Origin of the sequence: Microcoleus sp. N9_A2 (assembly GCF_036701775.1) — a bacterium.
GTDB lineage: Bacteria > Cyanobacteriota > Cyanobacteriia > Cyanobacteriales > Microcoleaceae > Microcoleus.
This window is the reverse complement of the sequence record NZ_JAUBRH010000016.1, coordinates 109,014-118,236: the sequence shown is the minus strand read 5'-3', so window position 1 is coordinate 118,236 and position 9,223 is coordinate 109,014. Positions and strand designations below refer to the sequence as shown.

The 9,223-nt window shown below is 45.3% G+C and carries 13 protein-coding genes; 1 reads left to right on the top strand and 12 read right to left on the bottom strand.

Features of this window, described 5'->3' with window-relative positions; all coding sequences use genetic code 11:
* The first annotated feature begins 102 nt into the window (after window positions 1-102).
* The gene (locus QUA44_RS30690; protein ID WP_445243664.1) at window positions 103-225 is read left to right on the top strand and encodes an IS1/IS1595 family N-terminal zinc-binding domain-containing protein; all 123 of its coding nucleotides are present in this window, start codon (window positions 103-105) and stop codon (window positions 223-225) included.
* Between the two features lie 440 nt (window positions 226-665).
* Here the strand turns inward: QUA44_RS30690 and QUA44_RS12905 are convergent, their stop codons facing one another.
* The 12 genes from QUA44_RS12905 to QUA44_RS12850 form a co-directional block, all read right to left on the bottom strand.
* Entirely contained in the window at window positions 666-2,084 is a 1,419-nt protein-coding gene (locus tag QUA44_RS12905) for a phosphatase PAP2 family protein (RefSeq protein ID WP_333251563.1), read from the bottom strand.
* Between the two features lie 662 nt (window positions 2,085-2,746).
* Window positions 2,747-3,097 carry a DUF5615 family PIN-like protein gene (locus QUA44_RS12900; protein ID WP_333251565.1) on the bottom strand — a complete coding sequence of 117 codons (351 nt, stop codon included), beginning with the start codon at window positions 3,095-3,097 and terminating at the stop codon, window positions 2,747-2,749.
* A complete protein-coding gene (locus QUA44_RS12895; RefSeq protein WP_333251568.1) occupies window positions 3,097-3,423 on the bottom strand; it encodes a DUF433 domain-containing protein in 327 nt (108 codons plus the stop codon). Before QUA44_RS12895 ends, QUA44_RS12900 begins: the two co-directional genes overlap by 1 nt.
* A gap of 158 nt (window positions 3,424-3,581) precedes the next feature.
* Entirely contained in the window at window positions 3,582-3,836 is a 255-nt protein-coding gene (locus QUA44_RS12890; RefSeq protein WP_333251571.1) for a hypothetical protein, read from the bottom strand.
* An 87-nt stretch (window positions 3,837-3,923) separates the two neighbouring features.
* Complete coding sequence (locus QUA44_RS12885) at window positions 3,924-4,187, bottom strand: hypothetical protein (protein WP_333251574.1); 264 nt, start codon at window positions 4,185-4,187, stop codon at window positions 3,924-3,926.
* Window positions 4,177-5,505 (bottom strand): HEPN/Toprim-associated domain-containing protein, encoded by a 1,329-nt coding sequence (locus tag QUA44_RS12880; RefSeq protein ID WP_333251577.1) that lies wholly within the window; start codon window positions 5,503-5,505, stop codon window positions 4,177-4,179. Before QUA44_RS12880 ends, QUA44_RS12885 begins: the two co-directional genes overlap by 11 nt.
* Window positions 5,506-5,627: 122 nt before the next feature.
* Complete coding sequence (locus QUA44_RS12875) at window positions 5,628-5,843, bottom strand: DUF433 domain-containing protein (RefSeq protein ID WP_333251671.1); 216 nt, start codon at window positions 5,841-5,843, stop codon at window positions 5,628-5,630.
* Window positions 5,844-5,969: 126 nt separating this feature from the next.
* Window positions 5,970-6,326, bottom strand: a complete 357-nt coding sequence (locus tag QUA44_RS12870; RefSeq protein WP_333251580.1) for a DUF5615 family PIN-like protein — start codon at window positions 6,324-6,326, stop codon at window positions 5,970-5,972.
* Window positions 6,326-6,571 (bottom strand): DUF433 domain-containing protein, encoded by a 246-nt coding sequence (locus QUA44_RS12865; protein ID WP_333251583.1) that lies wholly within the window; start codon window positions 6,569-6,571, stop codon window positions 6,326-6,328. The genes QUA44_RS12870 and QUA44_RS12865 overlap by 1 nt, the downstream gene beginning before the upstream one ends.
* 100 nt (window positions 6,572-6,671) lie before the next feature.
* Window positions 6,672-6,911, bottom strand: a complete 240-nt coding sequence (locus tag QUA44_RS12860) for a hypothetical protein (RefSeq protein WP_333251586.1) — start codon at window positions 6,909-6,911, stop codon at window positions 6,672-6,674.
* Between the two features lie 175 nt (window positions 6,912-7,086).
* Complete coding sequence (locus QUA44_RS12855; RefSeq protein ID WP_333251587.1) at window positions 7,087-8,064, bottom strand: heme o synthase; 978 nt, start codon at window positions 8,062-8,064, stop codon at window positions 7,087-7,089.
* A gap of 168 nt (window positions 8,065-8,232) precedes the next feature.
* The gene (locus QUA44_RS12850) at window positions 8,233-9,147 is read right to left on the bottom strand and encodes a heme A synthase (protein WP_333251588.1); all 915 of its coding nucleotides are present in this window, start codon (window positions 9,145-9,147) and stop codon (window positions 8,233-8,235) included.
* Window positions 9,148-9,223: the final 76 nt, after the last annotated feature.

Here is a 9,223-nt window from a genome sequence, read left to right as displayed (position 1 = left end):
CCGTGTGCGATGAAAGTCGCAAGCACGGTTCCGAATGGGAGGGAGAAGATGGTAACATCTTCTCTCGACCCTACCTAAAGTTGATTTCCTTCTCGTCTGCTCATGCCTGCGGGTCCAACCTGTGCCTCTTCCCGAACCGTCAAAAATGGTCGCATCCACAACGGTAAACAGCGATTTATCGGAGTTTGGCTTGGTACGAGTTACGGCAGTTGCGGGAGGGTTTGAGCAAGAGTATTGGGAATTTGGCTCGGAATGCGGATGCTTATACACGGGCTCATTTGGAGGAAACGCGTGATCGAATTTCTAAGGTTTTGAATTCGCAAATTCAGTCGAATTAATTTTATATAGGGCTGGACGCATGGGGGATCAGAAACCGGGTTTTTTACGATAATATTTCGTTGCAGCCCGCAGATTCGATAAAAAACCCGGTTTCTTAGAATCTCAGTCAACTTAAAATAATTAAATAAAGAAACCGGGTTTTCGCATAATCGTTTTTGACTCCAACACTGAGGAGATTATCCAATGGAAACCGCAAATCAACCCGTAGACCAATGGCGTGATATCAATTCCGGCGCAGCCGGAATTGATATAAAGGGGCAAGCTTTGTTATATAAAGCTAACCCCTCTAACTCGCGCCAGGGATAGGATTAATAGGGCAAAGAGTTTTAATTCCGAGGCCCGACAGTCGATAGATTCAACCCGCTATCATAGATGTCGTCAGCAATCTGAAGTCCAAGGGGAATACCACCAATATTCTGACCGAGGTCGGGATTGCCTGTACAATCTGTAGCAAAAGCATCAAATACCCAATGCACTCCTAAAAAGACACGACTGAGGCCATTTTCGATAATCATTTGCCACAGCCCACCAGGGAAACTGCGAACGTGTTTGGGTCGCACAGTTCCCTGATTGTCTCGGTTAATGCCATTGAACTCATCAGAGACGAAGGTAATCCCATCAAACAAGCAGTCATCGCTGTGGCTAGTTACGCCATAAAACCGTCGGGTAATATGCAACGCGGCTGCACCGAACGTAGCGTGTCCAGAAGGATAGGCTGGAAAAGGTGGCGTAAAGTTTTTCCCGGTGGAATTCGTATTCGGTGCCCCTAGTGGTAACCAAAAGGGGTCAGCATCCTCAGAGAGGACGTTATTGCCAGTAGCGGTTGGGCCTAATGAGGGATCGTGTTCCCGAATGGCGACGACAGGTCGCCATAAATCATGAATGTATTTCTGATCCCAGGCTAAAACACCAGCATCTCCCATTGCAGCATTCACCAGCGCAAAAAGACGGGCATTTTGAGCAACACTATTATTCTGAGCGATCGCCACGGCACGGACGATCTGGTTGTACAACCGAGGAGGTGTCCCTAACTCAGCAGCGCCATCATAGCCCCAGTAGATGCCGATGAGTGTTTCATTTGCAGTTCGAGGAGAAATACCTGTAGGCAAAGTTCCCATCAATTCAGGTGCAATCCCTTTACCGCGCACCTGTTTCAGGGCGTTGATATAGTTAGGACTCCCTGGCTGAGGTGGAGCGTTCAACTCATGGCGATTCGTGACAGCAAAACATCTCGATCGTGCGCCATAGAACGGAGCATGAAAACCTTGACCAGGATTATCTGGATCAGAACGGTGTGCACCACGAGCCATTGATGCAGCATAGCCATCATCGCTAGCGCTAGGATCGTCCTGCCGCTTCTCCAAGATTTTTTTAGCTACCAAAAGACCAAATTCATGACCTTCTTGTAGGCCGTTTCCTTCTAAACCTGCTTGAGTATGTTTCAGATTAAAAAAGGATTTTTGACTGGGATACAAGCTAGACAATGTAGCGTGGGCAGCGGCGGCTACCGCAGCATTGGCTGAGGCATTGGGTTTCGGAAGAGGTAAGCCAGGAAGATAAGGAGATAAGTTAACTGGAACGACTGGATTACCCTGTACCCGTGCATAAGCGTCATACATAGCTAAGTGAACGATCGCCAAAGCGCGAGAACTTAGAGTGGGGCCTTGTTGCTCTTTCTTTCCGTTAGTAAAACTAACGCGATTGGCTTCGAGTGCGACTTCATTCCAATACAGAATTGGGTCCATTGTGTTTCTCCTAGAAATAGTTAAGTAGGGCTGCTTACCAACGCCCAAACGGTAATGCGTTGGGCTATAATAAGGGGGATTTTGCTAATTTTAGTGGCAGCTAATTTCAGCTTGAGTTCACCCTTACCTTCAGTTAGTAAATCTAGCTGACGAGTTTTCCTCATTGCGCTCATTCTCACTAAAGTTTGAGGCAATTGCCTAGTCACTTTTTTGAGTTACCTCAAATGAGTGTCACTCGTTTGAGTGACATCGCAACTTTGCCCAAAATTTGCAGATTTTGCTGAACTAATACGGCAACCAGCTATGGAAAATAAGTAATAACTTGGAGGGAAACATTTTCCTAGGGTGTTTAGAATTGGCTGCCGAGCGAGCGATCGGAACTTGCATCGTATAGGATAGATATAGAGGGAGCCTAAACAAAAAAGAAGAAGCTGGGCAATTGCTGCGGTCAGAACCTGGTTTTTGCGCGATCGTTTTTGACTCAAACAGGTCGGAGATTATCCAATGGCCAGCGCAAATCATACTCGTCATCCCAGTTGAGAAATTCCTCGAAGGAAAGGGTTTTTTGGGCGATCGCAACCATTGATATTAACCTTTTGCGTAGGTTGGCTCTCTGTTGTCTGTTTCTAGCTTAACGGTTTCGATCTCCATTTTATTGTGCATCAAAGGGGTAGCTTGGCAATACGATCGACCCATTCCTCTGCACTAGATGCAGCCCAAATCACCAGCAGTTCTTCGATGACAACTTCCATTGGTATTTTTCGGGAAACAATAATGACACCAGCACTCTGATTGGTAGTAATGAACTCAGCAAATTCCGATGGCATTGTTTTGCGATCGTGGCTGACAAGAACACGTCTTTGCCGTGCTGCAATTGCCAGCACATCTAAATCTTTAACGCCTTCTAACCCAGCAGCAAAAGCAGTTTGAAAGTCGATTGTAGATTCTCGTCGCAGTAATCCTGTGACGATCGCCTGATTTAAGTCAGCATCAGCTTGGTAGCACACATTCACTATCGCACCTGCTGTCTTGCAGCCTTAGCTGCCATCAGTTTGTTGTACAAAGCTGGATCGCTGGTTTGTAGAGGTTGAGGCATGGCATCAAATGCAGCTTCTTCGGCGGCTAAGTAAGCGTCGATTTCAGCGCGGTTGGCTAGATAAAAGGCGATCGCCCCATAAACTTTTTCCAGTGTCAGTAGTGGGAAAGACTGAACAATACTTTCGGGGGATAATCCTTGTTGGAAAGCATAGGCGATCGAGTCAATAGAAATCCGAGTTCCTTCAACCCAATAGGCATCATTCCGATACTCTATATAAGTTTTAACTGCTACAACTGGCATACATTTTTGGGGATTTTAACTACTTATTATCATAGACGGATTCGATCGAGTTCGTCTGGAGTGGAATTGCGTTTGCCGCTTATCGGTTAGCTAATTGTTGCTTCAAATCTACGAATCATTGTTTAATGAATTGTCGTTGCTGCTGTGTGAGGCGGGATTCAGACATAATCAACGATATCGGGATGAGGATTGATGCCGAGAGTTTGCATGAGATCTGTCAGAGATTGGTTGCGGAAGGTTGCGAGTTGAATTAAGGCTTGAATGCGGGTAACGTTGAGTTTTTCAAGGCGATCGCTCATTTGGATCAGTTGCTCGTATTCTTCGGGAGTCAGGGTTTCGGCATGACGCTTGGCGATGAGGGCATGGTATTCTTCCCAGGTTTGTGTACAAAAGCCGATGTTAATGGTGGTCATGCTTATCTTGGCAGTAACATCTATTCATCATTTTAGCGATCGGGCTTTCACCTTATCTCGAACTTCATCGCCTGGGACTTCTCGATTTTACTGCCCGCGTCCTGGTTTGCAATCTACGAAACCTAATGCTTCTGTGTCGAGAAAATTGGCGATCGAAATGGCGATCGAAATGGCGATCGGATATTCAATTTCCGCAGCACGCGCAATTAGAGCTGCTTTAATTCGTTCTGGCAAACGTCCCAAAATAACGTTCCGGTTGAGCGGCAGCAGATCGAGCAGAACGATAGATGAAAAGACTCTCAACTGTCCGCTCCAACCGGATTGTTGTACTGCTGGCTGCTTATTTCTCATGGAAAGCTGTCCGTAACTCACCAAGAATAGCCTGAATACCGCTCCAGTCAAATTTATCAATCATACTTTTATCTTGATAACACAACTTAAGATTAGCTTCAAACTTTGCCTGTAGGTTCCCTTTGTTCAAAACCTCGCCTTGATACTGTTGCAATACCTCATCATAACCACGCCACTGAATTGGTGTGAGAGAACCATCATCAGACTTCAAAACATCAAGTCCTAGATAGAGTTCAAGACTGCCCGCCAATCTATTGACATTCATGATCACTGTACCTTGTGGTCCCAATGTCGGATAGTTTGTCGCAATTTGAATGTCAGGGTATCGTAGTACACGAACGTTCTCAGGGAGCTTTACATCTTTTAATGCACGCATAGCAGAACGGGCTGCCGTATCATTATCAAAGAAAGCAACAATCCGATTACTAATTCCTGCACCAATAAACGCTTTCACTGTTTTTACAAGTTCAGAAGCACTACCAGACACTTTTGCAACCTCAAAATCCATAAAAGAATAATAATTTACCAGATGAGGGTATAGCAGCCTGAGAGAGCCTTCCAAAACTCGTATATCTGACTTACCTTCTGTAAGAACAACTACCTTTTGAATTGTATGATCATCAGACATACGCCAACGGGCACTCGCACAAAAATCTTCACTAGCGTTAAAATACTCGCCTATTGAACACTCCGTCAGATCGTAGGACAATTCCGCTTGTATCCCTATAATCTCCAAGGCAGCACGAATAAAAGCACGGCAATCATATGATGGGAAACCAAAAAACTCATACTCCCAATCAGATTTATCCAGCATATAGCGAACAGTTAGCGGTAATTCTTGAGGAAATGATTTCTGATCTCGCCAATCATATGCTCTACTTGGAAGCAATTTATTAGCAACGATACATTTGAAACCTTCCAACCATTTCTCAAAGGTAAGTTCTTGCCAAACAGCTTCTTCTTGATCGAGGAAGCTTCTTGAACGATCATTTTTTGCCCAGTAAGGTTCTGTTCTAGACCGAGCTAAATCATTGAGGCGATCGTGAACCCCTTCTTGAAAGATGCATTCTGTCTTTGACATTGTAAAACCCATAAATTCAAGACGGTCTCTTATAACTGCAAGGCTAGCAGCATACTCAATAATATTTTCTGGAAATTCCTCCCAATCTTCAAATTGCTGATTCCTTTCAATGTCATGAAAATACGGGCGTACCCGCTTATCCGTTTCATCAAACAATATCATCACATTTGGATCGAAATCATCTTCCACCGATCTCATTTTGATACCATCAATACTTAGAAATGAGTAGCTACCCATAGTTAATTAGGTTTATAAGCCCAAAAGGTCATTGTCAATCAATTATGATAAATGTATTTCACCAAAGGTAGCAGTAATCCACACAGCAATGGCTGGCGATAGATGAGCATTCAACCAAATTGTCATGCGGCTAAAACGGGATGGTCGAGTTTGCGGACTGCATACAGAAGCGCAGCTTTGATATCTTCAAGTTCCAAGTCTGGCAATTCTTCGAGAATTTGCTCAAAACTCAAACCAGCAGCTAGCAACTCTAGGATATCGATGACTCGAATCCGCATTCCCCGGATGCAGGGACGACCGCCACATTGTCTTGGGTTCACTGTAATTCTGTCAAACAGATAAGCAACGGATGCTGGCCTTGGTTAAAATTGTTTGAAACCTTTCTCTCTAGCTTACTTCATTTATCGCCCCAAACTCACACCGCGATATAATTCTGTGATCGCCACTTCCAGCTCAATCAAAAACTACGGTAGGGGGCGTTGACGAATTTGATCGCGCTCCACCACCGTAAACCATTCCTCAAATTGCAATCCTTCGGTCTGTAATAAATTTAACAATATTGATGCTGGTTCTTCCGGCGTGTGAGGACGAAACCGCAAATAAATGACACCTCTTGGCGATCGCAACCGCAAGCGATAAATGAGTTCGCCGTAATCGCGATCGAAGGTCAAAATCACCCGTTGTTCATCTGCTGCACGAGCCAAAACCTCGGAATCCTCAATTCCTGGAGAATCCTCGGTAACAGAAGCGACTTCAAGATCCGCTGGTCGTAGAATTGGTACACTCAGAAGTGGAAAGTTTTCATTTGCCAGAAACCGCATTAACTTGCCTCAGCAAACAGTAAAGGCGTGTAAAATACGTCTTCTTTGAGGCATTCCGCAGCGAAAGCAAACACTGCTTGGATAGATTCAGGATTAAGCGTTGGGTAGTTTTCTAGAACTTGTTGCTGAGTCCAACCTTCTGAAAATAACCCTAGAATAAACTCCACAGATATTCGTGTTCCCTTAATTACAGGCTTACCAAGCAGAATTTTAGGATTTGAATGAATATGTGCTTTCCAGTTCATAACCAGTTCGCCTCTCTATGGTTTTCATCTATTATGAGTATAGTTAAGATTTTAAAATTAACTGTCACTGTCTTTAAAGGTTCATCAAGGATGGTGTAAGTCATGCCGATTTATTTGCCCGCCCGGCCATGTATCGATCGAAAGTTGTGTAGTCTCCCGCTTTGTAATCAGCACGGGCAGCTTCAATTTCGGCAATGTCTTCTGGAGAATCTTCCTCATTCGGGAATAGTTCAGCTTCCAAAAATTCCCAAATCTTGTATCTTTCAGCAATTCCCAGCGACGAAATAGCTTCCAGCAATGATTGGAATGAGATTTCTATTTTCACGGTATTCTCAGGCATCAGAACTTTCTTCCACTTTTTATTTTACACTTTTATTCACTCTTTTTTTAACCGCAGATTCATGCAGATTAACGCAGATTAACGCAGATGGGATAATGACTATTGCCGCCATTTTACCCTAAACAAAACCCGCAAGATGCGGGCTTCATTTTAAGAACTTCAATTTAACAGAAGACTACATCACAACTGTACTAATCAAAGTTTGCACATTTTGCACAACAGCAGCAGTCAAATTGTGAGTCGCGGGCAAACTATCAACCACGATGCCGGCACACAATAGCATCAGGTACAGAATAGAGTATTTGAAGAGCGATCGCGCAACCTTCTTATCCTCTGGAGTCTGCAACAGCAACCAAGCTTTTTGGGCAAAAATAGCACCCAGGAAAATCGCAGTACCAGCATACACCGGGCCGGCTAAATTCAGCGGATACACCAGCAGCAAAGTGGCAGGAAGCATCAATAACGTGTAAATCCAAATTTGGCGCGCTGTCTCTTCGTCGCCTTCAATTACTGGCAACATCGGTACGCCTACTCCCTCGTATTCGTCGCGAATCATCATTGCTAATGCCCAAAAATGCGGCGGTGTCCACAGGAATATAATCCCAAACAGCAGCCACGCACCCCAACTCAAATCTCCCGTTACCGCAGCCCACCCAACTAGCGGCGGAATCGCTCCTGCTGCACCGCCGATGACGATGTTTTGGACGCTGTGGCGCTTCAGCCAGTGGGTGTAAATTAGGACGTAGAAAACGATGCCGGACATCGCTAGCAAAGCTGCTAATAAGTTGGCAACAACTGTGAGCAATGTAAAAGATATTGTAGCTAGGGCGATCGCAAATATCAAAGCATCGCGCTTCTTGACACGCCCCGAAGGAATCGGCCGCCAGCGGGTGCGCTCCATAATATAATCGATGTCACTGTCGTAGACACAATTAATCGTATTCGCCGACGCGGAAGCTAAAGCGCCTCCAGTAATAGTTGATACCAGCAATAGCGGGTCTACTTCTCCTTTGGCGGCCATCCACATTCCTGCTGAGGTAGTGATTAGCAGCAGTAAAATAATTCTGGGTTTTGTTAGTTGATAGTAACTTTTCACAACTTGCGAAAAGTTTTCGTGGAGGCGGGGGCTATTGTTTGTAAGAACTTCTTGCATTGGTTATTAATTGTTAGTTGTCAGTTGTCATTGGTTTGTAGGGGCGGGTTTTACGAGAGATATTTGCTGTAGGTAAAAGGATTAATAAACCCGCCCATCTTAGTCCGCGCAGGCGGACTTTGTTTGTGTAGTAGCGGTTTCAACCGCCGATTAATCAACCCGCCCATTTCAAGCTGATAAAACTCGATCGCGCCACGCTACAATGCTAAAAGCTACCAAGGTTCCCAGCAATGCTGCACCGACTGCTTGGTGGGCGACTGTCAGCGGTTCTACTTGAAGGTGCAGCCGGAAAGTTGCTAATCCCAAAACTAATTGAACAATCAGAAAAACACTGGCTAAATTTCCTAATTTTCGCAAGCTTGAATTAAGTGCTGGTTGTCGCCAAGCCATGACTGCTACTGCTAAAGTTGCTGCGGTAGCGGGTACGATGCCGACGATGTGGCTGTTCATTACCGAGCACAATTCTGAGGAGTCCAAACATTGGTGCAGTGCCCATCTAGAGCCTACTAATGCTCCTAGCAAACTTTGCAGGTAAACTAACAATGCTGCGATCGAACTTACCCAAGCCAATTTGCCGACATTTCCTGTAGCTTCGTAGGGAGTCAGCATGAAACCGATCGCTAGCAGGGCGCAAAAAAACAGTAAAGCCGTTCCCAAATGAGCGGTAACGATGTCAAATCGCAGCAGTTGTGTGACTGTCAAGCCGCCCAATACGCCTTGAAAAACTATTAAAAATACTGCCCCGGCGCTGGCAAACGGCACCCATGAAGGGAGGCGGCTGCGGTAGAACACAGAGAGTCCTAAAAGGCCGATCGCGCTTAAGCCAATTGCTGCGGCGTCCAAACGGTGAAACCACTCCAGAAATACCTGCAAATTCATTTGCGCTGCGGGTATTAATTGACCGTAGCACAGTGGCCAGTCGGGGCAAGCGAGGCCCGCGTTCATCACGCGCGTGGCGCTCCCTACAGCCATCAACAGCCAGGTTGCGATCGCAATTTTCCACACTAGGCCGCGGATAATATCTTTTGGCTGCCACTGCAATCCTACTGCTGCGTTTGGCTCCTTTAAAATTGAGTTTGCCATGAAATTTACCTTAGCCTTTGTTATCGATCGAGCTTAATTAAATATTGCGCTTTTGTTTTGGCTGAGCTTAGCCGAG

Excerpts from the sequence above, each read along its gene's own strand:
- QUA44_RS30690 (WP_445243664.1), top strand. The coding sequence starts at position 103 with ATGCCTGCGGGTCCAACCTGTGCCTCTTCCCGAACCGTCAAAAATGGT.
- QUA44_RS12905 (WP_333251563.1), bottom strand. The coding sequence starts at position 2,084 with ATGGACCCAATTCTGTATTGGAATGAAGTCGCACTCGAAGCCAATCGC.
- QUA44_RS12895 (WP_333251568.1), bottom strand. The coding sequence starts at position 3,423 with ATGCCAGTTGTAGCAGTTAAAACTTATATAGAGTATCGGAATGATGCC.
- QUA44_RS12890 (WP_333251571.1), bottom strand. The coding sequence starts at position 3,836 with ATGACCACCATTAACATCGGCTTTTGTACACAAACCTGGGAAGAATAC.
- QUA44_RS12885 (WP_333251574.1), bottom strand. The coding sequence starts at position 4,187 with ATGAGAAATAAGCAGCCAGCAGTACAACAATCCGGTTGGAGCGGACAG.
- QUA44_RS12880 (WP_333251577.1), bottom strand. The coding sequence starts at position 5,505 with ATGGGTAGCTACTCATTTCTAAGTATTGATGGTATCAAAATGAGATCG.
- QUA44_RS12870 (WP_333251580.1), bottom strand. The coding sequence starts at position 6,326 with ATGCGGTTTCTGGCAAATGAAAACTTTCCACTTCTGAGTGTACCAATT.
- QUA44_RS12865 (WP_333251583.1), bottom strand. The coding sequence starts at position 6,571 with ATGAACTGGAAAGCACATATTCATTCAAATCCTAAAATTCTGCTTGGT.
- QUA44_RS12860 (WP_333251586.1), bottom strand. The coding sequence starts at position 6,911 with ATGCCTGAGAATACCGTGAAAATAGAAATCTCATTCCAATCATTGCTG.
- QUA44_RS12855 (WP_333251587.1), bottom strand. The coding sequence starts at position 8,064 with ATGCAAGAAGTTCTTACAAACAATAGCCCCCGCCTCCACGAAAACTTT.
- QUA44_RS12850 (WP_333251588.1), bottom strand. The coding sequence starts at position 9,147 with ATGGCAAACTCAATTTTAAAGGAGCCAAACGCAGCAGTAGGATTGCAG.